This window comes from Caballeronia telluris (genome assembly GCF_001544495.1).
GTDB classification, from domain to species: domain Bacteria; phylum Pseudomonadota; class Gammaproteobacteria; order Burkholderiales; family Burkholderiaceae; genus Caballeronia; species Caballeronia telluris.
On sequence record NZ_FCNZ02000011.1, the window covers coordinates 1 to 26,487 of the forward strand.

A 26,487-nucleotide genomic window follows, 5' to 3' on the forward strand; every position below is an offset into this window, starting at 1 on the left:
TCATCCGCGCGTTCCATACCATTCAGTACGAACTGACATGGGCAGCGGTGACGCGCTCGTACGGCAAACTGCCTGCGTTGCTCATCCGCTTGCGCGAGCGGCTCAAGCAGCTCCTCAATGAGAAACGGCCCGGCCGCAGTTGCGCTCGAGCCGTCAACTCGCGACCGTTTCGTTATACCGTTCGTGTCCTCAAACGAGACCTTAACTGAACGGCATTACGGCTTTGGCCGCTGTTTTTGCGTTTACAGACGCGCTTTCAGGTACTTCGCCGTGTGACCGGCCGCGGCTTTCGCGACTTCGCGCGGGGTGCCGCAGGCCACCATCGTGCCGCCTTCGTCGCCGGCGCCGGGGCCGATGTCGATCACCCAGTCGCTGTTCGCCGCGACGCGCATGTCGTGCTCCACCACGATCACCGTGTTGCCCGCGTCGACAAGTCCTTGCAGTTGTGTCATCAGCCGGTCGACGTCGGCGGGATGCAGGCCGGTGGTCGGCTCGTCGAGGATATAGAGCGAATCGCCGCGTTGCGCGCGTTGCAATTCGCTGGCGAGCTTGATGCGCTGCGCCTCGCCGCCGGAGAGTTCGGTCGCGGGCTGGCCGAGCCGCAGATAACCGAGCCCGATGTCCCGCAACACGTTCAGCGCGCGCATGACCTGCGGCTCGCTGGCGAAGAATTCGCAGGCGGTATCGACGGTCATCCCGAGCACTTGCGCGATATTCCTGCCGCCCCATTCGATGGCGAGCGTCTCTGCGTTGTAGCGCGTGCCGTGGCAAGTGGAGCAGGGCGCATACACCATCGGCAGGAACAGCAGTTCGACGCTCACGAAGCCCTCGCCCTCGCAGGTCGGGCAGCGCCCCTTCGCGACGTTGAACGAGAAGCGGCCTGCGTCGTAGTGGCGCTTGCGCGCGGCGGGCGTGGCGGCGAAGAGTTTGCGCACATGGTCGAAGAGGCCGGTGTAAGTGGCGAGATTCGAGCGCGGCGTGCGGCCGATCGGCTTCTGGTCGACCCGCACGAGCCGCCGTATCGACGCCATGCCCTCGACGATGTCGCCGCCAGTCGCCTGCGTGGGCGCGGCGAGGAGCGGGTCGAGTTCGTCGTCGGGGTCCGTCGCGATGGCGCGTCCGAGATGGCTCGCGACGAGTTCCGGCAGCGCCTGGCTCACGAGGCTCGACTTGCCCGAACCGGAGACGCCCGTCACGGTCGTGAAGCAGCCGAGCGGAAACGCGGCGTCGAGTTCGCGCAGGTTGTTGCGCGTGATCTTCGAAAGCCGCAGCCAGCCCGAAGGCGCGCGCGGCTCATGCGTCGCGCTCGCGTGCGTGGCGAAGAGATGCTTGCGCGTCTCGGACGCCTCCACCTTCGCGAGCCCCGGCGGCGGTCCGCTATATACGACGTGTCCGCCGTGCTCGCCCGCCGCCGGCCCGACATCGACTAGCCAGTCGGCGCGCCGCATCATGCCGAGATCGTGCTCGACGACGAAAAGCGAATTGCCCGCCGCCTTCAGGCGTTCCAATGCCGCGAACAGCGCTTCGCCGTCGGCGGGATGGAGGCCGGCGGAGGGTTCGTCGAGCACGTACACAACGCCGAACAGTTGCGACGACAGTTGCGTTGCGAGCCGCAGGCGTTGCAGTTCGCCCGACGAGAGCGTCGGCGTCGCGCGATCGAGCGCGAGGTAGCCGAGGCCGAGATCGGTGAGCGTCGTGAGGCGTTCGAGCAGTTCTTCCGCGATGCGCTGCGCCGCGACGCGCTTCTCGTCGGACATGTTCGGCGTGCGCCGCACGTCGGGCGAGGCCTTGTGCGCCGAGCCGCCCGCCGCGACGCGCCGCTCGGTCGCCGCGCGCATCGCGCGGCGGCTGAGAATGGCGTCGTCGATCGCGACGGCGTGCGCGGGCACCTCGCCGCGCGCGATCGGCGCGAGCAAATCGGCGACGCGCGCGAGCGGCATTTGCGAGAACTCGGCGATGTCGAGTCCCGCGAACGTCACCGACAACGCCTCGCGCTTCAGGCGCTTGCCGTCGCACGTCGGGCAGGCGCTGCCGACCATGTATTGCGACACGCGCTTTTTCATCAGCGCGCTTTGCGTGTTCGCGAACGTGTGCAGCACGTAGCGGCGCGCGCCGGTGAACGTGCCCTGATAGCTCGGCTCCAGCTTGCGCTTAAGCGCCGCGCGCGTTTCCTCGGGCGTGAGCCCGGCGTAGACGGGAACCGTCGGCGTTTCGTCGGTGAAGAGAATCCACTCGCGATCCTTCTTCGGCAGATCGCGCCACGGCGTATCGACGTCGTAGCCGAGCGTCACCAGGATGTCGCGCAGATTCTGGCCGTGCCACGCGGGCGGCCACGCGGCGATCGCGCGCTCGCGGATCGTCAGCGAATCGTCGGGCACCATTGATTTTTCGGTGACCTCGTAGATGCGCCCGAGGCCGTGGCACGTCGGGCACGCGCCCTGAATCGTGTTCGGCGAGAAGTCCTCGGCGTAGAGCATCGGCTGCTTCGGCGGATAGTGGCCGGTGCGCGAGTAAAGCATGCGCACGAGGCTCGAAAGCGTCGTCACGCTGCCGACCGACGAGCGCGTGCTCGGCGTGCCGCGTTGCTGCTGAAGCGCGACGGCGGGCGGCAACCCTTCGATCGCATCGACTTCGGGCACGCCGACCTGTTCGATCAGCCGCCGCGCATAAGGCGCGACCGACTCGAAATAGCGCCGCTGCGCCTCGGCATAGAGCGTGCCGAACGCGAGCGACGACTTGCCGGAGCCGGACACGCCGGTGAATACGACCAGCGCGTCGCGCGGAATATCGACATCGACGTTCTTGAGATTGTGTTCGCGCGCGCCTCGCACGCGCACGAAGCCGCGCAGGGTGGGCGCGGTTTTATCGACGGGAAGGGTGTTCATGCATTGCGACGCCAGCAAGTCCCGCACCCGAACCCGACGCCGGGTCGTTTGCGGATATTGACGGGAAGCCCCTATGATTCCTCCACGCATGCATGGCGCGTGCCCAAACCGCCGCCGATGGTGTATTGATGGGACGCACCGTCGCACCGGCATAGAGCGAGGAGCTTCATGTTAGGCAGCCTGATCTCGGACATCCTGTTCGGCTTCACCGGATTGATCAGCATCATCAACCCGCTCGGGGTCGCGTTCGTGTTTCTCGACCGCACGGAAGGGCTCGCGGGCGACGAGCGCGACGCGCTCGCGAAGAAAGTCGCGATCAATTCGGCGTGCGTGCTGCTGGTCGCGTTCTTCCTCGGCACGCCGATCCTGCATTTGTTCGGCATTTCGATGGAGGCGCTGCGCATCGGCGGCGGGCTCGCGGTCGCGGTGAGCGGCTGGCAGATGCTCAACGCGCCCGACGTGCGCACCAAGGAGGCGACGGCGCGCAACGTCGACGCCGACAACGCGATGTCGAAAGCATTCTTTCCGCTGACCATTCCGCTCACCACCGGGCCGGGCTCCATCGCGACCGCCATCGCGCTCAACGCGAACCGGACGCATAAGCTCTCGGAGTTTCTGGTGTCGGCGGTGGCGTCGATCGCGATCTCGGCGCTGATCGCGCTCGCGGTCTATATGACGCTCAGCCACTCGGCGCGGTTCGCGCGCTATCTCGGCATCGACGGCACGAAGGTGGCGATGCGGATTTCGTCGTTCCTGCTCTTGTGCGTCGGCGTGCAGATCATGCTGACCGGCATCTCCGAATTCCTGATCCCGCTTGCGAAGCTGCATTAGCGCTCCAAAAAAACGGGCCGCACGACATCGTGCGGCCCGCTTCGGAGGCTGTAGCGCGCGCCTTAGAACTTGTGGCGCATGCCGATCCGCACGGCGACCTGGTTGTTCGAGCCGGTGCCCGACGTGCCGAAGTAGCTCGTGCTCGAACCGATCTGCGCCTGGACGTCGACGCCATTGTTCGAACCCGACGCATGCTGGTAGATGCCGAGCAGATAGACATCGGTGCGCTTGCTGAGCGCGTAATCGACGCTTGCATCGACTTGCTGCCACTTGCCGTCTGCCGCGTCCGTCAGCTTCATGTAGGTGTAGCCCAGACCGCCCGTGATGGCCGGCGTGAACGCGTACTTGCCGCCCGCTTCATACGCGTTGAGCTTGGACGTCGCGCCCGTGGTCGATTCGAAACGCGTGTTGGTCCAGAGGCCGAACACCGTCGCGCCGCCGAACGCATAGTTCGCGCCGATGCCGAACGTGCGCAGGTCCTTGTTGCCGCCCGTCGCGACGTTCGCCATCGCCGTGCTGAACGCCGGCGTGGACGCGCCGGGGAAACGGATGTCGGTATAGGCCGCGCCGATGCCGAAGCTGCCGAGCTTGTAGTTCAGGCCGAAGCTGTAGGCACGCGACGAACCTTGCGTCGTGACGCCGCCGGCCGTCGTGGTCGGCGAGCCGGCGAACGCGCCCGCCTGGTTCGAGAAGCCGTACATGCCGCCGAACGTCAGGCCGTAGAAGCTCGCGCTGCTGAACTTCACCGCGTTGTTGATGCGGCTCGACGTCAGCTGGTCGACGTCGTTGATGTGGTACGCGTAGTTGCCCGCGACGGTCTGGCCGCCGATCGAGTAGTTCGAGCCGAGATAGTCGGTCGAGAACGAATACTGACGGCCGAACGTGAGCGAGCCGGCGTCGTTCTTCGCGAGACCGACGTAAGCCTGGCGTCCGAACAGCGCGCCGCCCTGGCCGAGCGTGCCGTTGCCGCTATTGAAGCCGTTCTCCAAAACGAAGATCGCCTTCAGGCCGCCGCCCAGGTCTTCCGTGCCGCGCAGGCCCCAGCGGCTGCCTTGCGCGACGCCGTCGTCGTACTTGAAGAGGTGGTCGCTGCCGGTGCGCGTCGCGCTGTTGTTCACGTAGCTGATACCCGCGTCGATGATGCCGTACAGCGTCACGCTGCTTTGCGCGTGCGCGGTCGATGCAAAAGCGGCGAAAGAGGCGAGCGCGGAGGTCGCCAGCAAATTCTTGTTCAAAAACTTTCTCCGGTGAGGGATGGTTCGCGATGTGGTTGATGTCGTCGGCGCCGCGCCGGGCTCTTCGGCCCGTGGCGGCGACGGGCGGAATTTAACGGACGCTCAAGAAAGCAATGTGACAACGCGTTCGACGCGTCCGCGTGTCTCGCGGATGCAACAGCGGGCTTCGGGTTATGCTCGCGACTCGACTTCATGCAAGGAGAAGCACGGAGATGGACGAGAACGGAATCCGCGAACTGGAAGGCCGCCTGCAGCAGGCGATGTTGTCCTCCGACGCCGACGCGCTCGACGCGCTGCTCGCCGACGACCTGAGCTTCGTCGATGCAACGGGCAAGGTGTGGACCAAGGCCGACGACCTGAACGGCCATCGCTATGGGCTTCAGCGCATCGAGCAACTGGACGTGGAAGAGCAGACGGTCCGCGTCTACGAAAAATGCGCGGTGACGGTCACGCGCGTGGCGTTGCGCGGATCGTTCGGCGGCGCGCCGTTCGCCGGCAGCCTGCGTTATACGCGCACGTGGTGCGAGACGGGAGGCGCATGGCGCGTCGTGGCGGCGCAGTGCGGCCTCGTGCCGTTCTGAGCGGCGCGTCGATCGCGTTTAATCCGCGTCTTCGCCGAAAAAGCGCCGGCGCGCGGCCTCGTCGCTCGGCGATTCCGGACCGAGGCCCTGCAGATCGACCGCCCGCGACGGATCGGCGGCGAGCCGCACAAACGCGCGAGCGCGGCGTGCATCGGCGGCCGGGCCGGTCTCGTACATCAGAAGCGTGAGCCAGCCGTGCAGGCGATGCAGCGCGCCGTAGTACGCGTCGTGCTCGGTCGCGTAGGCGTGCGCGGCGGCATCCCAGTCGCCGGATGGCAGAAGGCGGTCGCGCAGCACGCGCGCGTCGCGCAGCGTGAGCGCGAGGCCGCAGCCCCACGCGGGATTGCTGGCCGCGGCGGCATCGCCGATCAGCACGACGCCTTCGCGATACGGATGGTCGACCCACGTGTCCGCGCCCGGATACGCCGCGAGCGGTCCGATGGCTTCGGCTTCCTCGAACCACTCGGGCGGCGCGCCCGTTTCGATGCACGACGTCACGAAGTCGCCGGCATGACCATTGCCGCTCATCGTGCGCGGTGCATTCGCCGATGAATAGACGAAGTACGACCGAAAGCGCCCCTGACCGAGCGGAAAGACGAGCGCCGCGCGCGCTGCGGAAGGCTTTTGCACGTAGTGCACGGTGTCGCCCGGCACCTGCACGCCTTCGTGCAGCACGCCCGCGATCATCAGCGCGTGTTCGTCGCGGCGCACCGTGAAGCCGGCCGCGCTGCGCACTTTCGAGCTTCGTCCATCGGCGCCGACGACCAGCCGCGCCTTCACGCGTTCATCGCCGTGAGCCGTGTGAATCCGGATGAAAGGCGGCGTGCCCGGCTCGACCGCCGTGACTTCCACGCCGCGCCGCACGTGCGCGCCCGCCGACTCGGCGGCGTCGAGCAGCGTGCGCTGCATGTCGGGATGATAGAAGTCGAGGCAGCCGTGGCGGCCGGGCGTCGTCGCGACGAGATCGCGGCAATCGCGCGGCGCGCCGCCCAGATAGCGCTTCCAGTAACGCACGTCGATCGCGCCGGCGCGGTTCAGAAGCGGCTCGATGCCGAGCTTCGCCGCCTCGACGCGTCCCCACGGCAGGAGACCTTCGCCGCGCACGCGATCCTTGAACGCATGCGCGCGCTCGACGACGAGCGTGCGCATGCCGCTGCCGGCGAGCGAACGCGCGAGCGTCGCTCCGGCCAGTCCGCCACCGACAATGGCGACGTCATAGTCGGACGGTGTCAATCGGACGCTCCTTCGGCAGACATGGCTCGCGCCATGCTATGCCGGGGCGTCTTCGCTATGCAATTACCGGGAAGCGTGCGCTCAGGCCGACAGCAGCGAGCCCGTGCGGAATGCCTTCGCGCCGGCGATGCGCGCGACTTCGAGCCCGGCGGTCGCAAAGCGCGTGATGTGCCGCGCGTACATCACGCCGGAGGTCGTGCAATTGAGCGTGGTGACGGTATCGGTGAGCGGATCGACGACATCCGCGATCGCTTCGCCCGCTTCGATGAACGCGCCGACCTTCGCGCGGAACACGAGCACGCCCGACACGGGAGCCACGATCGGCTCGGCGCCCGCGAGCGGCGTCGCCGGGAAGGCGAGCGGCGGCATGGGCGCGGCGGGCGCGTCGATCACCCCGCGATGAATCAGGTAATTGACGATGCCTTGAGCGTCGGCGTTGGCGAAGTCGTAGGAAACGTCGTGCTGGCTGCGCAATTCGACCGTGACCGAGATGCCGCCGTTCGGGATCGGAAAACGCTCGCCGAAGCGCGTGCGCAGGTCGGACCAGCAGAAGCTGTGAATCTCGTCGAACGGATTGCCGACCGAATTCAGCGCGAGCAGTTGCGCCTTCGAATCGAGATGGCGCGCGAGCGGCTCGACTTCTTCCCAGATGTCCGGATTCGTGTAGAGATGCAAGGCGGCGTCGAGGTCGCAATGCAGGTCGAGCACCACGTCGGCGTCGAACGAGAGTTTTTGCAGCGCAAGGCGCAGCGATTCGAGTTCGGTAGCGGGCGTCTGCTCGTCGAGCGCCTCGCGCATCGCGGCGCGCACGGCCCCCTTGTTGGCGTCGATGTCGGCGGTGAGGCGCGCTTCGATGCGCGGCGCGACGAGCGCGGCGAGATCGTGGAAATTGCGGTTGAAGTTGTGGCCGCTGTTCGCCTCGAAGCGGCCGAGCAGCTGGCCGTGCAGCAACTGGTTCAGGCCGATCGGGTTCGGCACCGGCACGATGACCACTTCGCCGCGCAGCTTGCCCGCGGCTTCGAATTCGGCAAGTTGCCGGCGCAGCCGCCAAGCGACGAGCATGCCGGGCAGCTCGTCCGCGTGCAGCGACGACTGGATGTAGATTTTCTGGCCGTCGCCGGGACCGTAATGGAAGCTCGTGATCGAGCGGGCGGTGCCGAGCGTCGGCGAAATCAGCTGATGGGTTCTGGTCTGCATGGTCTTCTGCGCGCGACGCACGCACGGTCGCGCTCTGGATGGTTGCAAGGTGCGGAGGGCGATTGCGCCGGTGTCTCGGGCCGGCCACGCGCTTCCGACGTTCGATCTTAGCTGAAAAAAGGCCGCGGACAAGCCCGAAAGGCGCCGCGCCCCAAGCAAAACGGGCTCCGCGCCAAGCGCGGAGCCCGTTGCCGTGAAGCGTCAGCCGCGTTGGGCGGCGTCGGCTTTAGCCGCCGTAGACGTCGAAGTCGAAGTATTTCTTTTCGAGCTTCTTGTACGTGCCGTCCTTGATGATGTCGGCGATCGCCTTGTCGATGCTCTTCTTCAGGTCGGTGTCTTCCTTGCGCAGACCGATGCCGGCGCCGTTGCCGAGCGTCTTCGGATCGTCGATGTTCGAGCCTGCGAAGTCGAAGCCCGCGCCGCGCGGCGTCTTCAGGAAGCCGATTTCAGCCTGCACCGCGTCTTGCAGCGCGGCGTCGAGACGGCCCGCGATCAGGTCGGCGTAGACCTGGTCCTGGTTCTGGTACGGCGTGACCGTCACGCCTTTCGAGGCCCAGTAGGTCTTCGCGTAGGTTTCCTGGATCGTGCCCTGTTCGACGCCGACCGTCTTGCCGGCGAGGCTTTCAGCCGTCGGCTTGATGTTGCTGCCCTTCTTCGCGACGAGGCGCGTCGGCGTGTTGAAGAGCTTGCTCGAGAACGCGACTTGTTCGGCGCGTTGCGGCGTCATCGACATCGACGAGAGCACGCCGTCGAACTTCTTCGCCTTCAGGGCCGGGATCATGCCGTCGAAGTCGTTCTCGACCCACACGCACTTCGCCTTCAGGCGGGCGCAGATTTCGTTGCCGAGATCGATGTCGAAGCCAACCAGCTTGCCGTCCGGACCCTTCGATTCGAACGGGGGATAACTTGCGTCGACGCCGAAGCGGATCGTCGAATAATCCTTGGCTTGTGCGGCGGTGACGGCGGTGAGCGACGTGACTGCGATAAGGGACATCGACAGGGCGGCAAGCAGTTTTTTCACTGTTTTAAACTCCAGAGGGTGGTCTTTACATCCCGGCAGGTCTCGTTTCCGGGTCGGCGGCGCGAGTTGCGCCGCACGGTTGCTATTCCGAGGATCGTGTCCTGTCAGAATCCGCAGCAGATTAACATCCCAAAATAGTTGCGGAGTTAGTGAAAGCCCCGATGGCGCAGCTTTAGAGGCAATCCTCGCGCGGCGCACGCAGGATGTGGCGTTTTGACACCCGGTTGCGCCGCGCGCGGCCCTTCATGCAAGCGCGGCGTAATGTTCGATGGCCGCGCGCGCGCCGTCTTGCAAGCGGACGACGGCAGCCTGAAGCGGACGCCGGAAGTCGTCGCGGCGGGCGAGCCCGGGCGGGAAGACTTCATTGATCGCGAGCATCGCTTCGACGAGTTGCGCCGGCTCGTCGGCGATGCTTGCCGTCAGCCGCGCGGCCATCGGATCGCTGATTTCGTAGCGTGTGCCGTCGTCGGCGCAGCCGCGCAGGAACACGAGCCACGCGGCGACCGCGAGCGCGAGGCGTTCGATCGACCGACCCGCGTTCAGGCGCGCTTCGATCGTCGCGAGCAGACGCGGCGGGATCTTCTGACTGCCGTCCATCGCGATCTGCGCCGTGCGGTGTTTGAGCGCCGCGTTCGCGTAGCGCGCGAGCAGCGCGTCGCGGTATGCGAGCACATCGAAGGAAGGCGGCACGTCGAGCGTCGGCGCGATTTCCTGCGTCATCATCGCGTGGATCAGCTTCTTCAGCGGCGCATGCGCGATCGCTTCGTCGATAGTGACGAAGCCCGCGAGCATCGACAGATAGGCGAGCGTCGAATGCGTGCCGTTGAGCATGCGCAGCTTGGCGATCTCGAACGGCATCACGTCGTCGACGAGTTGCGCGCCGGCCGTCTCCCACGCGGGGCGGCCGGCCGGAAAGCGGTCTCCGATCACCCACTGGCGAAACGGCTCGCACGGGACCGGCGCGGCGTCTTCGACCTTCAACGCATGCGACGCGGCTTCGCGGTCGGCATCGGTGGTCGAGGGCACGATGCGATCGACCATCGTCGAGGGAAACGCGACGTGAGACTCGATCCAGTCGGCGAGCGCGGCGTCGCGGGCTCGTGCAAAAGATACGACTGCCTGCTTCAAAGCCGCGCCGTTGTGCGAGAGGTTGTCGCAGGACAGCACGGTGAAGGGCGGCGTGCCAGCGTCGCGTCTTTGCCGGAACGCGGCGGCGAGGATGCCGGGCACGGTCGAGGGTGCATCCGGATTCGCCAGATCCCGCGTGATGCCTTCGTGCCGAAGGTCCACGTCGCCGGTCGTCGTATCGCGGCAGTAGCCTTTCTCGGTGACCGTCAGCGAGACGATCCGCACGTTTTCGTCGGCGAGCAGCGCGAAGAGGCGTGCGCGGTCGTGCGGCATTGCGAGCACTTCCTTCAGCGCGCGAATCACGGTGACGCGCACGCCGTCCGGCCCGCGTTCGACCACGCTGTACAAGCCATCCTGCGCCATGAGTGCGTCGCGTTTGGCGACGTCGCCTTGCAGCGTCACGCCGCAGATTCCCCACTCGCCGCCCGCCGCGAGCATTGCCTCTTCCGTATAGACGGCTTCGTGCGCGCGATGAAAATTCCCGATCCCCAGATGCACGATGCCGATCCGCGGTTCGCGCCATTCCGGCGAAAGCGTGTGCGGTTTCAATGAAGCAAGCGCGGCGCGGCAAAGCCTTGATTTTTCGGTCATTTTCGAACTCGAAGGGCGGGAATACCCGCAGTTGACGATTGAATATACTTGTATGGTAGCATCGGTTCCAACGACTGCCACTCAAGGAAATCCCCATGAAAATCGTCCGCGCCGATGTGATCGTCACCTGTCCGGGGCGCAACTTCGTCACGCTGAAAGTGGTCACGGACGAGGGCGTCTACGGCATCGGCGACGCCACGCTCAATGGTCGCGAACTCGCGGTCGCTTCGTACCTGAAGGATCACGTGTGTCCGCTCTTGATCGGGCGCGATCCGGGACGCATCGAGGACATCTGGCAGTTTCTTTACAAGGGCGCGTACTGGCGTCGCGGCCCGGTGACGATGAGCGCCATCGCCGCCGTCGACATGGCGCTCTGGGACATTCTCGGCAAGGTGGCGAATCTGCCGCTGTACCGGCTGCTTGGCGGCGCGTCGCGCGAAGGCGTGATGGTCTACGGCCACGCGACGGGCCGCGACATCCCCGAAGCGCTCGACCGCTATGAAGAGCACCTCGAACAAGGCTACAAGGCGATCCGCATCCAGTGCGGCGTGCCGGAGATGCGCTCGGTGTATGGCGTGTCGAAAGGCAGCGGCATGTACGAGCCCGCGACGAAAGGCGCGGTGGAAGAGCAGAGCTGGTCGTCGGAAAAGTATCTCGACTTCGTGCCGAAACTCTTCGAAGCCGTGCGCGACAAGTTCGGTTTCGATTCGCATCTGCTGCATGACGTACATCACCGCCTGACGCCGATCGAAGCGGCGCGGCTCGGCAAATCGGTCGAGCCGTATCGCCTCTTCTGGATGGAAGACCCGACGCCCGCCGAGAATCAGGCGGGCTTCCGGCTGATCCGCGAGCATACGGTCACGCCGATCGCGGTCGGCGAAGTGTTCAACAGCATCTGGGACTGCAAGCAGTTGATCGAAGAACAGTTGATCGACTACATCCGCGCGACGCTCACGCATGCGGGCGGCATCACGCATCTGAAGCGCATCGCCGATTTCGCTTCGCTCTATCAAGTGCGAACGGGGTGCCACGGGCCGTCGGATCTCTCGCCGGTCTGCATGGGCGCGGCGCTGCACTTCGACCTGTGGGTGCCGAATTTCGGCGTGCAGGAATACATGGGCTTTCCGAAGGAAGCGCTCGACGTCTTCCCGCATGCGTGGACTTTCGATCGCGGCATGATGCATCCGGGCGAGGCGCCGGGCCATGGCGTCGATATCGACGAGGAAGCGGCCGCGCGCTATCCGTACGACCCGGCGTATCTGCCGGTCGCGCGGCTGGAAGACGGCACGCTGTGGAACTGGTAAGCACTCGCACGTCAAGCATATAAGGAGCATCAAGATGTTTGCAGCCGTTCTTCACGAACCGAAAAAACTTCTCATCGACGAACTCGACGCGCCCCAGCCGCAGCCGGGACAAGTGCAGATCCGCGTGCGCGCGGGCGGCATCTGCGGGTCGGATCTCTCCTATTACTTCAAGGGCAAGAGCGGCGACTTCGCCGTGCGCGAGCCGTTCGTGCTCGGCCATGAAGTCGCGGGCGAAGTCGCCGCGCTCGGCGAGGGCGTGAGCGGTCTTGCCGTCGGCCAGCGCGTCGCGGTGAATCCGGGACTCAACTGCGGCGTGTGCCGATATTGCGTCAAAGGCATGCCGAACCATTGCCTGAACATGCGCTTCATGGGCAGCGCATCGACGTTTCCGCACATGCAGGGCATGTTCCGACAGTACATCGCCGTGAGCGCGCATCAGTGCGTGCCGGTGCCGGAGGGCCTCGACTTCGCGCAGGCATCGATGGCCGAGCCGCTCGCCGTCGCCTTGCACGCGCTGCGGCAGGCCGGCACGCTCGTCGGCGCGAAGGTGCTGCTGGTCGGTTGCGGACCGATCGGCTGCATTTTGCTGGCCGTCGCGAAGCGGGCGGGCGCGCATCGCATCGTCGCGCTCGATCTCGCGGAAAAGGCGCTCCAGATGGCGACGACGCTCGGCGCCGACGAAACCGTACTCGCCAACGATCAGGCGCGCATCGACCAGTGGGCGCAGCAGCGCGGGACGTTCGATATCGTGCTCGAAGCGTCGGGCAGCACCGCCGGCCTCGACACTGCATTGCGCGCCGCCCGCGCCGGCGGCACGGTGATCCAGGTCGGCAACCTGCCGGCGGGGCAGTCGCCGGTGGCGGCGAATCTCGTGATGTCGAAGGAGTTGTGCTATCGCGGCTCGTTCCGTTTCACTGACGAATACGCCGTCGCCGCCGACGAACTCGGCGCGCACAAGATCGACTTGCGTCCGCTCATGACGCACGCGTTTCCGCTCGAAGAAGCGAATCGCGCGTTCGAAGTCGCGCAAGACCGCAGCCAGTCGATGAAAGTCCACCTGCATTTCGACTAACCTCTCGCACCAACCGCCCGGAAAGAAGCGGCGCAACAGGAGACTCACCATGATCAAGAGCCAGCGATGGTTCGTCGTCGGCCTGCTGTTTTTGGCGGGCATCATCAATTACCTCGATCGCGCCGCGCTTTCGATTGCCGCGCCGCTCATCCAGAAGGACCTGAACTTTTCGCATGCGCAGATGGGCATCGTGTTCAGCAGCTTTTTCGTCGGCTATGCGCTGTTCAACTTCATCGGCGGCGTGGCCTCGGACAAGTACGGCGCGAAGAAAGTGTTCGGCGGCGCGATGGGCATCTGGTCAATCTTCTGCGGCGCGACCGCGCTCGCGGGCGGACTCGTCTCGCTGATCGTGCTGCGCGTGCTGTTCGGCATGGGTGAAGGCCCGTTCAGCTCGTCGAACAGCAAGATGGTGAACAACTGGTTCCCGCGCCGCGAAGTGGCGAGCGCGATCGGCGTCATCAGTTCGGGCACGCCGCTCGGCGGGGCGCTCGCGGGGCCGGTCGTCGGCTATATGGCGATCCAGTTCGGCTGGCGCTGGGCGTTCGTCGTGATCATGCTGTTCGGGTTCGCGTGGCTCGTGCTGTGGTCGCTCACGACCACCGAACACCCGCAGCAGAACAAGCGCGTGAAGGCCGCGGAACTCGATCTGATCGTCGCAGGGCAGCAGCAGGCTTCGTCGATGGAACAGGCGCCCGCGGGTCAGAAGACGGGTCTGGGCTTCTACCTGAAGCAGCCGATCATCCTCGCCACGGCGTTCGCGTTCTTCGCGTACAACTACGTGCTGTTCTTCTTCCTCTCGTGGTTCCCGACCTATCTGACCGAGGCGCACCACATGTCGTTGCGCGACATGAGCATCGCGACGGTCATTCCGTGGGTGCTCGGCAGCATTGGGCTGGCGGCGGGCGGTTTCATCACCGATTTCATCCTGCGTCTCACCGGCAAGCCGCTGCTCTCGCGACGCATCGTGCTTTCCGTGTGTCTCGGCGCGGCGGCGGTGTGCGTCGGCTTCGCGGGACGCGTCGCGAGCATGCAGGGCGCGGTCGCGTTGATGTCGGTGTCGATCTTCTTCCTGTATGTGACGGGCTCGGTCTACTGGGCCGTTATCCAGGACACGGTGCGGCGCGAGAACGTCGGCGGCGTGGGCGGCTTCGTGCACTTGCTTGCCAACCTCGCGGGCATCATCGGACCGGCGGTGACCGGCTTCATCGTGCAGGCGACGAACGGTCACTACGGCAGCGCGTTCGTGCTGGCGGGAGCGATCGCGGTGCTGGGCGCGTTGTGTGCGCTGGTGTTCATTCGCGAGCCGCGCACGCTGAAAACGGCGGCGGGACGCGTGATAGTATCGTGATAGACCGCGTTCTGAAAGACTGCACATGACAAGCGTTTCCCCAGCGGTTTCACTCGACAGTGTGGACCCGCCCGACACTGTTGCCTCGACAAAACGCGGACGCGCGCGCCGCACACTCGCGACGCAACCGAAGACGCCGCTTCCCGATCTCACGGAGAAGGTGTCGTTCGATTCGCACGAACCCATCGGCAAGCAGATTTTCCGCGCGCTGCGCCAGGCGATTTTCGCGGGCGAGATGGCGCCGGGCACGCCGCTCTCGGAGAAGGAAGTGTCGGAGATGTTCAACGTCTCGCGGCAGCCGGTGCGCGAGGCGTTCATCAAGCTCGTCGAGGTAGGCGTGCTGCAGGTGCTGCCGCAGCGCGGCACGTTCGTCAAGAAGATTTCGCCGCGTCAGGTGCGGGAAGGGCGCTTCATCCGCGAGGCGATCGAGACGGCGGTGGCACGCAAGGCCGCGGTCGCGATCACCGAGGCGCAGCTCGACGAACTCGCCGCCAACCTGCGTGAGCAAAAGGCGGCGGCGAAGGAAAACGATACCGCCGCGTTCCTCGCGCTCGACGAGCAGTTTCACTTCCTGATCGCGCAGTCGATTGATTGCGTGGCGGCGTGGAACACGATTCAGGACATCAAGGCACAGATGGATCGCGTGCGTTATCTGAGCCTTCCCGACGTGTCGCCGCTCGACCTGTTGATCCGGCAGCATGCGCGGATCGTCAGCGCACTGAAGGCGCACGATCCGTCGCTCGCCGAAGAAGCGATGCGCGCGCATTTGCGCGAGATTTTGATCTCCCTGCACCCGATCGCAGAACGCAATCCCGACTGGTTCGAAGCCGACGAACCCGAACGCGTGCCGCTCGCCACCTGAGCGCTCATCCTCATTAAGCCTTGCCTCGACGCCTTGTCTCGACGCCTTGCGGCTTGCGCCGCAAGGCGTTTTGTTTTGCGTAGGCCATTCGGCCGAATTGTTCCATTCCTGCCGACGCGCGATGCTCGATTCGGCGCCATGACTTGGCATTCCTGATGTTTTTCGTGGCGCGTTCGGGAGTCGCAAAAAAAGCGACTTGCATTCACATACCAGTTCGAGTATAAATACATGCAGTCGGATGAAAGGCCGCTCATCTGGGTCGGCAGCAGCAAAAAGGATCTGTGCGCGCTTCCTGCGGAAGTGCGGCAGTTTTTCGGTCACGCGCTCGACGTCGCGCAGCGCGGCGGGCGTCACCCGTCCGCGAAGACAATGCGCGGCTTCAGCGGCGCGGGCGTGCTGGAACTGGTGGAAGACGATGCGGGCGGAACGTATCGCGCGGTCTATACCGTGCGCTACCGCGAGGCTGTGTTCGTGCTGCATTGTTTCCCGAAGAAGAGCAAATGCGGCACGGCCACGCCTGTCGAAGAAATGGACATCGTCCATGCGCGGCTGAAACTGGCGGAAACTCTGGCGAAGGAGCTAAGAAGTGGGAAAACGTATCATTGAAGGCGTCGAATTCGAGATCGGTTCGGGCAACGTCTTTGCCGACCTCGGCTTGCCCGACGCGGAAAAACTCAAGATCAAGTCCGGGCTCGTGTTCGAGATCGCCAAGGCGATCCGGCGTCTCGAACTGACCCAGGAGCAGGCCGCGCGCCGCATGGGTATCGCGCAGCCGAAGGTGTCGGGCCTGCTGCGCGGCGATTTCGCGAATTTCTCCGAGCGCAAGCTGATGGATTGCCTGACGCGTCTCGGTTACGACATCGAAATATCGGTCAAACCGGCCGCCGCGGAAACCGGACACCTCGTGCTTGCGGTGGCCTGAACTTCACGGATGGCCGTAAAGCGCCTTGTCCGCTTGTGAGGCGCGGCGATGCTGGCTCGTGTGCTTCTTCCCGGCGTGCGTGCTTTGAGCCTTTGGATGAGCGGTCGAATGTCGGGCCGGCATCGAAGACTCGCCTTCCGCGAAGTGATAGGTCTCGGCCTGCGCGAGCGTCGAAAACGAAACCAGCGCACACCATGCCGGCACGATCAGCCATTTGCCATGACACATGAACTTCCTCCTGAATTCAGGACCGCAAGCATACACCGGCGCGCCCGCGGGAGAATCGCGCGCTGGCCTTAACGCTTGCGCAGCGGCTGATCCTTCAGGAACCACGCGAGCACGAACGCGATCAATACGACGCCCGCCGCCACCAGATACACCGTATGCATGGAGGCGGCGAAGGCATTCAGATAGTCGTCGTGGAGCGCGGCGGGCAAGTGCTGGATCGCTTGCGGCCCGAGCGAGCGCGGCAGCTCGACGCCCGCCGGAATCGCTGCTTCGAGCCGCGAGCGCAGTCCGTTCGAGAAGATCGCGCCGAAAGCCGCAACGCCCACTGAACCGCCGATCGAGCGAAACAGCGTCGCGCCGGAAGTCGCCACGCCGATCAGGCGAAATTCCACCGCGTTCTGCACGGCAAGCACCAGCACCTGCATCACCATGCCGAGTCCGAGTCCGAGCAGCGCCATGTAGCCATACATCACGTGCACCGGGGTCGCGATCTGCAGGGTCGAGAGCAAGAGCATCGCGCAGGCGACGAGGGCGGTGCCGGCAATCGGAAACGGGCGGTATTTGCCGATGCGGCTGATCAGCCGTCCGCTCACGATCGACGAGAAGAGCACGCCGGCCATCATCGGCGTGACTTGCAGGCCGGCTTGCGACGGCGTCGAGCCTTTCACCACTTGCAGATAAAGCGGCAGGAACGTGACCGAACCGAACAGCGAAAAGCCGACGATAAAGCCGATCAGCCCGCTCAGCACGAAAGTGCGATCCGTGAAAAGCGACAGCGGCATGATCGGTTCGGCGGCCAGCCGTTCTTCGTAGACGAAGCCGCCAATCGAAATCAGCCCGAGCAGGAGCGTGCACCACAACTGCGGCGAACTCCACGGCAGGAGCGTGCCGCCCTGGCTCGTGAACAGGATGATGCAGGTGAGGGCGGACGCGAGAAACGCCGCGCCCATGTAGTCGACCTTGTGGCGGACATGCGCCGTGTGCGGCTTGAAAACGAGCCCGATCACGACGAGCGCGATCACGCCGAGCGGCACGTTGATGTAAAAAATCCAGCGCCACGACAGATGTTCGACCAGAAAGCCGCCCACGAGCGGACCGACCACGGTCGCGAGTCCGAACACGCCGCCGAAGAGGCCCTGATAGCGGCCGCGTTCGGCGGGCGGGATTACGTCGGCGATGGCGGCCATCGTGATGACCATCAGTCCGCCGCCGCCGAGGCCCTGCAACGCGCGCAGCACGATCAACTGCGTCATGTCCTGCGCGACGCCGCACAGAATGGAGCCAGCAAGAAAGATCAGGATCGACGCCTGCAACACGACTTTGCGGCCGAACAGGTCGCCGAACTTGCCATAAAGCGGCACGACGATCGTCGAGGTGAGCAGATACGACGTCACCACCCAGGACAAATTCTCAAGCCCGCCGAGTTCGCCGACGATCGTCGGCAGGGCGGTGGAGACAATGGTCTGGTCAAGCGCGCCGAGCAGCATGACGAGCAGCAGCGCCGTGAAAAGCAGGCGGATCGGCGGCCGTTCAGCGGGTTGCGCAACGGCGGACGAGGCGTCCGCGGCGGTTTGGTGCAAAGATGCCATCGAGTGACTCGATTGAAATTAATTAACACGGAAGTTAATATTAGGCTTCGTCTACTGTCCGGTCAATGGATCTCATGACAAAAGTTGTTACCGAAACTGACAAAGCCGCGCCGCGCAAGGCCGGACGGCGCCCCGGGCGCCCGAGCGGCGCGCACGGCGCCGACGCGCGCGAGCATCTGCTGGACCTCGCGCTCGGGATGTTCGCCAAACAGGGCATTGTCGAGACGACGCTCGGCGCGATCGCGCGCGAGGCGGGCGTGACGCCGGCGATGGTTCACTATTACTTCAAGACGCGCGATCAGTTGCTCGACGTGCTGATCGACGAACGTTTCATCCCCTTGCGCACCGAACTGGGCCGCGCATTCGCCGATCCCGAGGCCGAGCCCGCCGATGCGTTGCGCGCTTTTGCTGAAGCGCTGGTCGCCACGGTCGACAAGCATCCGTGGTTCGCGGCGCTGTGGGTGCGCGAAGTGATCAGCGATGGCGGGCTGCTCAGGCGGCGCATGGCCGAGCGTTTCGGCGACGAGAAAGAGTCGACGATCGCGCGCATCGAGCAATGGCAGAAGGAGGGGAAGCTGAATCCGCAACTGGAGCCGTCGCTGGTGTTCGTGTCGCTGTTCGGCCTGACGGTGTTTCCGCTCGCGACCTGGAAATGGCGCGAAGGCGGACGGCATCTGACGAGCAAGCAGATTGCGCGGCACGCGGTCGCGCTGCTGGCGCACGGGGTCGGGCCGGTGTAGCGCTCTTGTCGACGGATCGCGCGTTTTGCGTCAACTGGCCGCAAATATGACCCGAACGAGCGTGTTCCGAACTTCCCGACGAATGTCGGCGATTCGGCGGGGGCGCTGATCGACCTGTGTTTTGCCGAAAACGACCGCCGCATGGGCGGCTACGACATGCGCCTGCTGCTGCCGAAGCTCGCGCCGCGCTTCATCAAGTCGCGCGCCTGGTTTCCTCTTCGAAACGGCGCGACGCGTCCTCCACGTCTTGCCGGAATTGCGCGAGCGCCGCTGCGTTCGCATCCGGCGGTTGCAGCGCGGCCCACAGCACGTCGATCAGTTCGTTCGCCGTCGTGTCGATCTGAGTCTGACTCAGACGACGCTTCGCGAGCGTGGCATCCCACAGCACATGCTCCATCGGCCCGAAGACGAGCGAGCGCATCAGCCTCAGCGGAATGTCGCCGCGCACGTGCCCGAGTTCCTGCCCGCGCGCGAGCACATTCATCAGCGGCGCGGTGTAGCGACGTTGCAATTCCGTGAGCGTGTCGCTGAGATCGTGCTGCTTCGTGCGTCCTTCCGACAGCACCAGCGAGCACAGCCCCGTGCCGTTCACGAGCATTAACCGCAGATGCGTCCTCACGATGAACGCGAACTGCTGGCGCACGGAGCCGTCGCGCGGCAGGCCTGTTTCGAACGCCTGGATGATTTCGTCGTACCAGTCCGCGATCACCCGGGCGCACAACTCGCGCTTGCCGCTGAAATAGCTGAACACCGTCGCTTCGGAAATGCCCGCGCGCTGCGCAATCTCGGCGCTGGTTGCAGCGTCGTAGCCTTTTTCGGCGAAGACGTCGCGTCCCGCCTGAAGGATGTCCTTCACGCGCTGCTGCGACTTGACGCTCGACGGCGTGCGTCGGCTGGATACGGAGGTAGGGGCGGACATGGCGCGGGAAAGCACGGTAATAAATGTGAGCGTAGCTCAAAAATGTGTTGACGGCCAGCGCAATTGAGCGTGAAATTGGTCAACACGCTCGAGGCGCGCGCTGTGTGAGCAGCACTCATATTCACGGTGCGCCGAAAACATTGAATCTGGAGGAGACACCCATGAATGACGTTCCGGGCCTGAACTTCGCGCTGGGCGAAGACATCGACATGCTGCGCGATTCGCTCGCGAACTTCTGCGCGAAGGAAATCGCGCCGCGCGCCGGCGAAATCGACCGCACGGACCAATTCCCGATGGACCTCTGGAAGAAATTCGGCGATCTGGGCGTGCTCGGCATGACGGTCGCTGAGGAATACGGTGGCGCGAACATGGGCTACACCGCGCACATGGTCGCGATGGAGGAGATTTCGCGGGCGTCGGCGTCGGTCGGGTTGTCGTATGGCGCGCATTCGAATCTGTGCGTGAACCAGCTTCACCGCAACGGCACCGAGGCGCAGAAGCGCAAGTACCTGCCGAAGCTCGTTTCCGGCGAGCACGTCGGCGCACTGGCGATGAGCGAGCCGAACGCGGGTTCGGACGTCGTCAGCATGAAGCTGCGCGCCGACGAAAAGGGCGACCACTACGTGCTCAACGGCACCAAGATGTGGATCACGAACGGCCCGGACTGCGACACGCTCGTCGTCTACGCGAAGACGGACATCGAAGCGGGCGCGAAGGGCATCACGGCGTTCATCGTCGAAAAGGGCATGAAGGGCTTTTCGGTCGCGCAGAAGCTCGACAAGCTCGGCATGCGCGGCTCGCACACGGGCGAACTCGTGTTCGAGAATGTCGAAGTGCCGAAGGAGAACATCCTCGGCCAACTGAACGGCGGGGCGAAAGTGCTGATGAGCGGGCTCGACTACGAGCGCGCCGTGCTGGCGGGCGGGCCCACCGGCATCATGCTCGCGTGCATGGACGCGGTCGTGCCGTATATCCACGATCGCAAGCAGTTCGGGCAGGCCATCGGTGAATTCCAGCTGATTCAGGGCAAGGTCGCCGATCTTTATACGACCTTGCAGGCCTGCCGCGCGTATCTGTACGCGGTCGGACGCCAGCTCGATACGCTCGGCTCAGGCCACGTCCGGCAAGTGCGCAAGGACTGCGCCGGCGTGATTCTGTACACCGCCGAAAAGGCGACGTGGATGGCCGGCGAAGCCATCCAGATTCTCGGCGGCAACGGCTATATCAACGAGTATCCGGTCGGACGTTTGTGGCGCGATGCGAAGCTGTATGAAATCGGCGCGGGCACGAGCGAAATCCGCCGGATGCTGATCGGACGCGAACTCTTCGCTGAAACGGCATAAGAGCGCGCCATGCCGATCATCGAAACCAAACTGAATCCGCGCGGCGAAGAGTTCCGCACGAACGCGGCGGCGCTCGAAGCGCTCGTCGCGGATCTGAAAGAAAAAGTCGCCAAACTCGCGCTCGGTGGCGGACAGGCGGCCCGCGACAAGCACGTGTCGCGCAACAAGCTGCTGCCGCGCGATCGCATCGCGCAACTGCTCGATCCGGGCACGCCGTTTCTGGAACTGTCGCAACTCGCGGCCTACGGCATGTACAACGACGACGCGCCGGGCGCGGGCGTCATCACCGGCATCGGGCGCATCGCGGGACAAGAGTGCGTGATCGTCTGCAACGACGCGACGGTCAAGGGCGGCACCTACTATCCGGTCACGGTCAAGAAGCATCTGCGCGCGCAGGAAATCGCGGAGCAGAACCGGCTGCCGTGCGTGTATCTCGTCGATTCAGGCGGCGCGAACCTGCCGAATCAGGACGACGTGTTCCCCGATCGCGATCACTTTGGGCGCATCTTCTACAACCAGGCGAACATGTCGGCGCAGGGGATTGCGCAGATCGCGGTCGTGATGGGTTCGTGCACGGCGGGCGGCGCCTATGTCCCGGCGATGAGCGACGAATCGATCATCGTGAAGAATCAGGGCACGATTTTCCTCGGCGGCCCGCCTTTGGTGAAGGCCGCGACCGGCGAGGAAGTGAGCGCCGAAGACCTCGGCGGCGGCGACGTGCACACGCGTCTGTCCGGCGTCGTCGATCATCTCGCGCAGAACGACGCGCATGCGTTGGGCATCGCGCGGAGCATCGTCGGGAATCTGAATCGCGTGAAGACGGCGCCGCTCGCGCTGAAAGAACCGCTGCCGCCGCGCTACGATCCGCAAAGCGTCTACGGCGTGATTCCCGTCGATACCCGCAAGCCCTTCGACGTGCGCGAAGTGATCGCGCGCATCGTCGACGATTCCGCCTTCGACGAATTCAAGGCCCGCTACGGCACGACGCTCGTCTGCGGTTTCGCGCATATCTGGGGCCATCCGGTCGGGATCGTCGCGAACAACGGCATCCTGTTTTCGGAGTCGGCGCTGAAGGGCGCGCATTTCATCGAACTGTGCTGCCAGCGCAAAATTCCGCTCGTGTTCTTGCAGAACATCACGGGCTTCATGGTCGGGCGCAAGTACGAGAACGAAGGCATCGCGAGGAACGGCGCGAAAATGGTGACGGCCGTGGCGACGGCGAAAGTGCCGAAGTTCACGGTGATCATCGGCGGCTCGTTCGGCGCGGGCAATTACGGCATGTGCGGCCGCGCGTATTCGCCGCGTTTCCTGTGGATGTGGCCGAACGCGCGCATCTCGGTGATGGGCGGCGAACAGGCGGCGTCGGTGCTCGCGACCGTGCGGCGTGACGGCATCGAAGGCAAGGGTGGAAGCTGGTCGAAGGAAGAAGAGGAGGCGTTCAAGGCGCCGATCCGCGAGCAGTATGAGCTTCAGGGGCATCCGTATTACGCGAGCGCGCGTCTCTGGGACGACGGCGTGATCGATCCCGCGCAGACGCGCGACGTGCTCGGTCTCGGGCTCGCCGCGACGATGAACGCGCCCATCGAGGACACGCGTTTCGGCGTGTTCCGGATGTGATGCTCCCTCTTTTACTCAAGGCTCAGCCATGTTCAACAAAATTCTGATCGCGAACCGCGGCGAGATCGCGTGCCGCGTCGCGGCGACGGCGAAGCGCATGGGTATCGCGAGCGTCGCCGTCTATTCCGATGCCGACGCGAAAGCGAAGCACGTCGCCGTGTGCGATGAAGCGGTGCACGTCGGCGGTGCGGCGGCGGGCGAAAGCTATTTGCGCATCGAACGCATCATCGACGCCGCGCTGAAAACCGGCGCGCAGGCGATCCATCCGGGCTACGGTTTCCTTTCCGAAAACGAGGACTTCGCGCGTGCCTGCGACAAGGCGGGACTGGTGTTCATCGGCCCGCCGGTCGAGGCGATCTCCGCGATGGGATCGAAGGCGGCGGCCAAGGCGCTGATGCAGACGGCGTCGGTGCCGCTCGTCCCCGGCTATCACGGCGACGATCAGGACGCCGTGCTCCTGCAACGCGAAGCGGACCGCATCGGTTATCCGGTGTTGTTAAAAGCGAGCGCGGGCGGCGGCGGCAAGGGAATGCGCGTCGTCGAAAAGAGCGCGGACTTCGCGGCGGCGCTTGCTTCGTGCAAGCGCGAGGCGGCGTCGAGTTTCGGCAACGATCGCGTGTTGATCGAAAAGTATCTGCTGCGTCCGCGCCATGTCGAAGTGCAAGTCTTCGCCGACAAGCACGGTGGCGCTGTCTATCTCTTCGATCGCGATTGCTCCGTGCAGCGCCGGCACCAGAAGGTGCTGGAAGAAGCGCCCGCGCCGGGTCTCTCCAATGAAGTGCGTCGCGCGATGGGCGAAGCCGCCGTCGCCGCGGCGCGCGCGGTGAATTACGTGGGCGCCGGCACCGTCGAATTCATCATGACGCAGGACGGTCAGTTCTATTTCATGGAGATGAACACGCGCTTGCAGGTCGAGCATCCGGTGACGGAAATGGTCACGGGTCTCGATCTCGTCGAATGGCAGTTGCAGGTGGCGTCGGGCGGGCCGCTGCCGTTGAAACAGCAGGAGCTGAAAGTCGACGGCCACGCGATCGAAGCGCGCATCTATGCGGAAAATCCGTCGCGCGGATTTTTACCGTCGACGGGCACGCTCAAGCATCTGCGCATGCCGCAGTCGGATCAGTTCACGATAAGCGGCAACGTTCGTATCGACAGCGGTGTGCGCGAAGGCGACACCATCACGCCGTTCTACGATCCGATGATCGCCAAGCTGATCGTGCACGGTCGCGACCGCGCCGATGCGCTCGCGCTGATGGCGCGCGCGTTGCGTGAATTCGAAGTGATCGGGCCGCACACGAACGTCGAGTTCTTGCAGCGGATCGTCGCGAGCGAGCCGTTCTCGACGGGCGATCTCGACACCGGCCTGATCGAGCGTCATCACGACACGCTGTTCGCACCGTCGACCGTGCCGCAGAAAGCAGCGCTCGCGCTGGCCTGCGCCGCCTTGCTGACCCGCGAAGGCGGCGAGGCGCACGGCAACTCTCCGTGGGACGCGCTGTCGCACTGGCGCATGGCGGGCGGCTACGCGCAGGACCTGAACTGGCGCGCGATCGCCACCGATGAAACGCTGCAAGCGGTGTTCACGCGCGAATCGACGGCGATGCACGTCAACGACAAGCGCCTCGAACTGCTCGGCGAAAGCGTGCGCTTCGACTGGTCGCATGGAGACGAGCCGCATACGTTCGCGGTGCTGCTCGACGACACGCTCATCAAGGGCCGCGTGTTCATCGACGGCGACGTTTTTCACGTGTTCTATCAGGGCGCATCGCTCGCGTTCGAATGGCAGAACCTGATGGCCCACGCCGCCGACGCCGAGCACGAAGGGCGTCTGACCGCGCCGATGCCGGGCAAGGTCATCGCGGTGCTGGTGGAAACGGGGGCATCGGTGGAAAAGGGCGCGCCGCTGCTCGTGATGGAGGCGATGAAGATGGAGCACACGATCGTCGCGCCTTCGGGCGGCAAGGTCGGCGAGATTCTCTTCAGCGTCGGCGACCAGGTTGCCGACGGCGCCCAACTGCTCGTCATGGAAGCCAGTTGAGCGTCGGCTTGCGCGGACCGACCAGCGTTTCCGTCGTCTCCGCCTTGACCAGAATCTCCACGCGCCGGTTCAACGCACGCCCTTCGGGCGTGTTGTTACTGGCGATCGGCTGGAGGTAGGCCATTCCCTTCGTCCTGATGCGCGCGGCAGGCACGCCGCGTGCAACGAGCGCATCAGCGACCGCCTCGGCGCGCGCCGCGGAAAGCGAGTCGTTATACGCGCGCGTGCCTTCGTTGTCGGTATGGCCTTCGACCAGGATTGGCCGCGAACTGCGCTTGAGGAGCGCGGCGGCGCGGTCGAGCATGGGCGCGCTCGCGGGGCGGATGGCCGCGTCGTCGGTCTCGAAGAGCGTCGCTTCGGACATGCGCATCTCCACGCCATCCTTACCCGGATGCAGGACGACGCCGTATCGGGCGTTCAGGGCGTCTTCACGCGACCGGTCGAGACCGGACGAGCAGCCGGCGACGAAAACGGAGAGGACACACAAGCTGCTGATGGTTCGAATGGCTGTCACAACGACCTTACGTAGCGGATTGCCCGAAGCAAGTTAGGTCTGATTATATGTAATGGACCGCCGCACTTTGTAAAAGAACATGGGCGCACGGCTGACCAGCCGACGACGCGCGATCCATCCTTACGAGCGTGAGCATACAATGCAGCGCGCGCCGGACCTGGCCGGCGCGCCGTCCTTCCCGAACCACGCGCACCCGAATCCACGCAATGATCCAACACGAGCACATGTCCACCGAAGAGGAAGTCCGCGCGAAGCGCCTGCAACGGTCGGCATCGGCGGTGCTTTACGCCGCGCTCGTCGCGCTGGCGCTCTGGACGATGAGGTCGTTCATCCCTGCGGTCGTCTGGGCCGCCGTGATCGCGATCGCGCTGTGGCCCGCCTTCGGCTGGCTCACGCGCCGGCCGTGGCTTGGCCGGCACACGTCGCTGCTCGCCATCGGCCTGACGGTGGCCGTCGGGCTGTTGTTCGTCGGGCCGTTCGTGATCGTCGCGACGCAGGCGGCGAGCGAAGCGCGCGACACGCTGCGCTGGTTCCATGACGTGCTGCGCTCCGGCATCGCGCTGCCCGAGTGGGTCCAGCGCCTGCCGATGGGCTCGCAGCAGGTCGCGTCGTGGTGGTCGGCGAATCTGGCGACACCGCTCGAATCGTCCCCGGCGGTGCAGAAGCTGCACAGCGCGACCTTCGTCGAGATGACGCGCCACTTCGGCGGGCGGCTCGTGCACGGTCTCATCATTTTCGGGTTCATGCTCGTCACGCTGTTCTTCATCTTTCAGGCGGGGTCGAGGCTCGGCGAGCAACTGTTCGCGGCGTCGCGGCGCGCGTTCGGCGCCGAGGGCGCGATGCTCGCGCGCCGCATGGCCGACTCGGTGCGCAGCACGGTCGTGGGTCTCGTCGTCGTGGGGCTGGGCGAGGGCGCGCTCCTCGGCATTGCCTACGCGATCACCGGCGTGCCGCACGCGACGCTGCTCGGCATGCTGACCGCCGTCGCGGCGATGCTGCCGTTCTGCGCGCCGATCGTTTTCCTCGGCTCGGCGCTGTGGCTGCTCGCGCAAGGCGCGATGGGGGCGGCGATCGGCGTCGCGGCGTTCGGGCTCGTGGTGGTGTTCATCGCGGAGCATTTCGTGCGGCCGGTGCTGATCGGCGGATCGGCGCGCCTGCCGTTCCTGCTCGTGCTGTTCGGGATTCTCGGCGGCGCCGAGACGTTCGGGCTGATCGGGCTTTTCATCGGCCCGGCGCTGATGACGATCCTCGTCGTGCTCTGGACCGACTGGGTGCGATGAAGCGCCGGT

At 65.1% G+C, this 26,487-nt stretch carries 23 protein-coding genes and 1 pseudogene; 14 read left to right on the forward strand and 10 right to left on the reverse strand.

The features are described from left to right. A pseudogene (locus tag AWB66_RS34390) lies at positions 1-209 on the forward strand (IS4 family transposase); the annotation flags it as partial. 33 nt (positions 210-242) lie between these two features. Here AWB66_RS34390 and AWB66_RS15560 read toward each other — a convergent pair. Beyond that, positions 243-2,885 carry an excinuclease ABC subunit UvrA gene (locus AWB66_RS15560; RefSeq protein ID WP_087631180.1) on the reverse strand — a complete coding sequence of 881 codons (2,643 nt, stop codon included), beginning with the start codon at positions 2,883-2,885 and terminating at the stop codon, positions 243-245. 168 nt (positions 2,886-3,053) lie between these two features. Here AWB66_RS15560 and AWB66_RS15565 point away from each other — a divergent pair, with 168 nt between their 5' ends. Then, the gene (locus AWB66_RS15565) at positions 3,054-3,716 is read left to right on the forward strand and encodes a MarC family protein (RefSeq protein WP_087631181.1); all 663 of its coding nucleotides are present in this window, start codon (positions 3,054-3,056) and stop codon (positions 3,714-3,716) included. Positions 3,717-3,778: 62 nt separating this feature from the next. Here AWB66_RS15565 and AWB66_RS15570 read toward each other — a convergent pair whose 3' ends face one another. Further along, positions 3,779-4,951 carry a porin gene (locus tag AWB66_RS15570; RefSeq protein WP_087631182.1) on the reverse strand — a complete coding sequence of 391 codons (1,173 nt, stop codon included), beginning with the start codon at positions 4,949-4,951 and terminating at the stop codon, positions 3,779-3,781. 212 nt (positions 4,952-5,163) lie between these two features. Between AWB66_RS15570 and AWB66_RS15575 the strand changes: the two genes are divergently transcribed. Next, positions 5,164-5,532: a nuclear transport factor 2 family protein gene (locus AWB66_RS15575; RefSeq protein ID WP_087631183.1), complete on the forward strand. Its 369-nt coding sequence runs from the start codon at positions 5,164-5,166 to the stop codon at positions 5,530-5,532. Between the two features lie 18 nt (positions 5,533-5,550). On the opposite strand, the gene AWB66_RS15580 is transcribed toward AWB66_RS15575, so the two are convergent. The 4 genes from AWB66_RS15580 to AWB66_RS15595 all read right to left on the reverse strand — a co-directional run bounded on the left by AWB66_RS15580 (position 5,551) and on the right by AWB66_RS15595 (position 10,702). Further along, positions 5,551-6,765 (reverse strand): FAD-dependent oxidoreductase, encoded by a 1,215-nt coding sequence (locus AWB66_RS15580; protein WP_087631184.1) that lies wholly within the window; start codon positions 6,763-6,765, stop codon positions 5,551-5,553. An 81-nt stretch (positions 6,766-6,846) separates the two neighbouring features. After that, positions 6,847-7,962, reverse strand: coding sequence for a succinylglutamate desuccinylase/aspartoacylase family protein (locus tag AWB66_RS15585; protein ID WP_087631273.1), 1,116 nt, complete (start codon positions 7,960-7,962; stop codon positions 6,847-6,849). A gap of 226 nt (positions 7,963-8,188) precedes the next feature. Next, positions 8,189-8,983: an ABC transporter substrate-binding protein gene (locus AWB66_RS15590; protein WP_087631185.1), complete on the reverse strand. Its 795-nt coding sequence runs from the start codon at positions 8,981-8,983 to the stop codon at positions 8,189-8,191. Positions 8,984-9,226: 243 nt separating this feature from the next. Next, on the reverse strand, positions 9,227-10,702 hold the full coding sequence (locus tag AWB66_RS15595; RefSeq protein WP_087631186.1) for a mannitol dehydrogenase family protein: 1,476 nt from the start codon (positions 10,700-10,702) through the stop codon (positions 9,227-9,229). 95 nt (positions 10,703-10,797) lie between these two features. Here AWB66_RS15595 and manD point away from each other — a divergent pair, with 95 nt between their 5' ends. From manD to AWB66_RS15625, 6 genes are all read left to right on the forward strand, one after another. Continuing rightward, the gene (gene manD / locus AWB66_RS15600) at positions 10,798-12,006 is read left to right on the forward strand and encodes a D-mannonate dehydratase ManD (RefSeq protein ID WP_087631187.1); all 1,209 of its coding nucleotides are present in this window, start codon (positions 10,798-10,800) and stop codon (positions 12,004-12,006) included. A gap of 34 nt (positions 12,007-12,040) precedes the next feature. After that, positions 12,041-13,078 (forward strand): L-idonate 5-dehydrogenase, encoded by a 1,038-nt coding sequence (locus AWB66_RS15605; RefSeq protein WP_087631188.1) that lies wholly within the window; start codon positions 12,041-12,043, stop codon positions 13,076-13,078. A 49-nt stretch (positions 13,079-13,127) separates the two neighbouring features. Further along, on the forward strand, positions 13,128-14,426 hold the full coding sequence (locus AWB66_RS15610) for an MFS transporter (protein WP_087631189.1): 1,299 nt from the start codon (positions 13,128-13,130) through the stop codon (positions 14,424-14,426). 25 nt (positions 14,427-14,451) lie between these two features. Then, entirely contained in the window at positions 14,452-15,288 is an 837-nt protein-coding gene (locus AWB66_RS15615; protein WP_087631190.1) for a GntR family transcriptional regulator, read from the forward strand. A gap of 228 nt (positions 15,289-15,516) precedes the next feature. Beyond that, on the forward strand, positions 15,517-15,894 hold the full coding sequence (locus AWB66_RS15620) for a type II toxin-antitoxin system RelE/ParE family toxin (RefSeq protein ID WP_087631191.1): 378 nt from the start codon (positions 15,517-15,519) through the stop codon (positions 15,892-15,894). Then, positions 15,875-16,210 carry a helix-turn-helix domain-containing protein gene (locus AWB66_RS15625; RefSeq protein ID WP_087631192.1) on the forward strand — a complete coding sequence of 112 codons (336 nt, stop codon included), beginning with the start codon at positions 15,875-15,877 and terminating at the stop codon, positions 16,208-16,210. The genes AWB66_RS15620 and AWB66_RS15625 overlap by 20 nt, the downstream gene beginning before the upstream one ends. Positions 16,211-16,213: 3 nt before the next feature. Here AWB66_RS15625 and AWB66_RS15630 read toward each other — a convergent pair whose 3' ends face one another. Next, positions 16,214-16,438, reverse strand: coding sequence for a hypothetical protein (locus tag AWB66_RS15630; protein ID WP_087631193.1), 225 nt, complete (start codon positions 16,436-16,438; stop codon positions 16,214-16,216). Between the two features lie 68 nt (positions 16,439-16,506). Further along, complete coding sequence (locus tag AWB66_RS15635) at positions 16,507-18,027, reverse strand: MDR family MFS transporter (RefSeq protein WP_087631194.1); 1,521 nt, start codon at positions 18,025-18,027, stop codon at positions 16,507-16,509. Positions 18,028-18,101: 74 nt separating this feature from the next. On the opposite strand from AWB66_RS15635, the gene AWB66_RS15640 reads away from it, so the two are divergent. Beyond that, positions 18,102-18,767 carry a TetR/AcrR family transcriptional regulator gene (locus AWB66_RS15640; RefSeq protein WP_407642286.1) on the forward strand — a complete coding sequence of 222 codons (666 nt, stop codon included), beginning with the start codon at positions 18,102-18,104 and terminating at the stop codon, positions 18,765-18,767. A 193-nt stretch (positions 18,768-18,960) separates the two neighbouring features. Here AWB66_RS15640 and AWB66_RS15645 read toward each other — a convergent pair whose 3' ends face one another. After that, on the reverse strand, positions 18,961-19,686 hold the full coding sequence (locus tag AWB66_RS15645; RefSeq protein ID WP_087631196.1) for a TetR/AcrR family transcriptional regulator: 726 nt from the start codon (positions 19,684-19,686) through the stop codon (positions 18,961-18,963). Between the two features lie 161 nt (positions 19,687-19,847). Between AWB66_RS15645 and AWB66_RS15650 the strand changes: the two genes are divergently transcribed. Genes AWB66_RS15650 through AWB66_RS15660 form a run of 3 tightly spaced genes read left to right on the forward strand, consistent with a single transcriptional unit; the run spans position 19,848 to position 24,684 of the window. Then, positions 19,848-21,029 carry an isovaleryl-CoA dehydrogenase gene (locus tag AWB66_RS15650; RefSeq protein ID WP_087631197.1) on the forward strand — a complete coding sequence of 394 codons (1,182 nt, stop codon included), beginning with the start codon at positions 19,848-19,850 and terminating at the stop codon, positions 21,027-21,029. A 9-nt stretch (positions 21,030-21,038) separates the two neighbouring features. Beyond that, the gene (locus AWB66_RS15655) at positions 21,039-22,646 is read left to right on the forward strand and encodes a carboxyl transferase domain-containing protein (RefSeq protein WP_087631198.1); all 1,608 of its coding nucleotides are present in this window, start codon (positions 21,039-21,041) and stop codon (positions 22,644-22,646) included. A gap of 28 nt (positions 22,647-22,674) precedes the next feature. Then, a complete protein-coding gene (locus AWB66_RS15660) occupies positions 22,675-24,684 on the forward strand; it encodes an acetyl/propionyl/methylcrotonyl-CoA carboxylase subunit alpha (protein ID WP_087631199.1) in 2,010 nt (669 codons plus the stop codon). Here the strand turns inward: AWB66_RS15660 and AWB66_RS15665 are convergent. Further along, the gene (locus tag AWB66_RS15665; protein WP_235021128.1) at positions 24,668-25,048 is read right to left on the reverse strand and encodes an OmpA family protein; all 381 of its coding nucleotides are present in this window, start codon (positions 25,046-25,048) and stop codon (positions 24,668-24,670) included. The two genes, AWB66_RS15660 and AWB66_RS15665, sit on opposite strands and share 17 nt — an antisense overlap. A 374-nt stretch (positions 25,049-25,422) precedes the next feature. Between AWB66_RS15665 and AWB66_RS15670 the strand changes: the two genes are divergently transcribed. Further along, entirely contained in the window at positions 25,423-26,478 is a 1,056-nt protein-coding gene (locus AWB66_RS15670; protein ID WP_087631275.1) for an AI-2E family transporter, read from the forward strand. The last annotated feature ends 9 nt before the right edge of the window (positions 26,479-26,487 follow it).

Coding starts and splice junctions, on each gene's coding strand:
- AWB66_RS15560 (WP_087631180.1), bottom strand. CDS start 2,885: ATGAACACCCTTCCCGTCGATAAAACCGCGCCCACCCTGCGCGGCTTC.
- AWB66_RS15565 (WP_087631181.1), top strand. CDS start 3,054: ATGTTAGGCAGCCTGATCTCGGACATCCTGTTCGGCTTCACCGGATTG.
- AWB66_RS15575 (WP_087631183.1), top strand. CDS start 5,164: ATGGACGAGAACGGAATCCGCGAACTGGAAGGCCGCCTGCAGCAGGCG.
- AWB66_RS15585 (WP_087631273.1), bottom strand. CDS start 7,962: ATGCAGACCAGAACCCATCAGCTGATTTCGCCGACGCTCGGCACCGCC.
- AWB66_RS15595 (WP_087631186.1), bottom strand. CDS start 10,702: ATGACCGAAAAATCAAGGCTTTGCCGCGCCGCGCTTGCTTCATTGAAA.
- manD (WP_087631187.1), top strand. CDS start 10,798: ATGAAAATCGTCCGCGCCGATGTGATCGTCACCTGTCCGGGGCGCAAC.
- AWB66_RS15605 (WP_087631188.1), top strand. CDS start 12,041: ATGTTTGCAGCCGTTCTTCACGAACCGAAAAAACTTCTCATCGACGAA.
- AWB66_RS15610 (WP_087631189.1), top strand. CDS start 13,128: ATGATCAAGAGCCAGCGATGGTTCGTCGTCGGCCTGCTGTTTTTGGCG.
- AWB66_RS15615 (WP_087631190.1), top strand. CDS start 14,452: ATGACAAGCGTTTCCCCAGCGGTTTCACTCGACAGTGTGGACCCGCCC.
- AWB66_RS15620 (WP_087631191.1), top strand. CDS start 15,517: ATGCAGTCGGATGAAAGGCCGCTCATCTGGGTCGGCAGCAGCAAAAAG.
- AWB66_RS15630 (WP_087631193.1), bottom strand. CDS start 16,438: ATGTGTCATGGCAAATGGCTGATCGTGCCGGCATGGTGTGCGCTGGTT.
- AWB66_RS15635 (WP_087631194.1), bottom strand. CDS start 18,027: ATGGCATCTTTGCACCAAACCGCCGCGGACGCCTCGTCCGCCGTTGCG.
- AWB66_RS15640 (WP_407642286.1), top strand. CDS start 18,102: ATGACAAAAGTTGTTACCGAAACTGACAAAGCCGCGCCGCGCAAGGCC.
- AWB66_RS15645 (WP_087631196.1), bottom strand. CDS start 19,686: ATGTCCGCCCCTACCTCCGTATCCAGCCGACGCACGCCGTCGAGCGTC.
- AWB66_RS15650 (WP_087631197.1), top strand. CDS start 19,848: ATGAATGACGTTCCGGGCCTGAACTTCGCGCTGGGCGAAGACATCGAC.
- AWB66_RS15655 (WP_087631198.1), top strand. CDS start 21,039: ATGCCGATCATCGAAACCAAACTGAATCCGCGCGGCGAAGAGTTCCGC.
- AWB66_RS15660 (WP_087631199.1), top strand. CDS start 22,675: ATGTTCAACAAAATTCTGATCGCGAACCGCGGCGAGATCGCGTGCCGC.
- AWB66_RS15665 (WP_235021128.1), bottom strand. CDS start 25,048: ATGTCCGAAGCGACGCTCTTCGAGACCGACGACGCGGCCATCCGCCCC.
- AWB66_RS15670 (WP_087631275.1), top strand. CDS start 25,423: ATGTCCACCGAAGAGGAAGTCCGCGCGAAGCGCCTGCAACGGTCGGCA.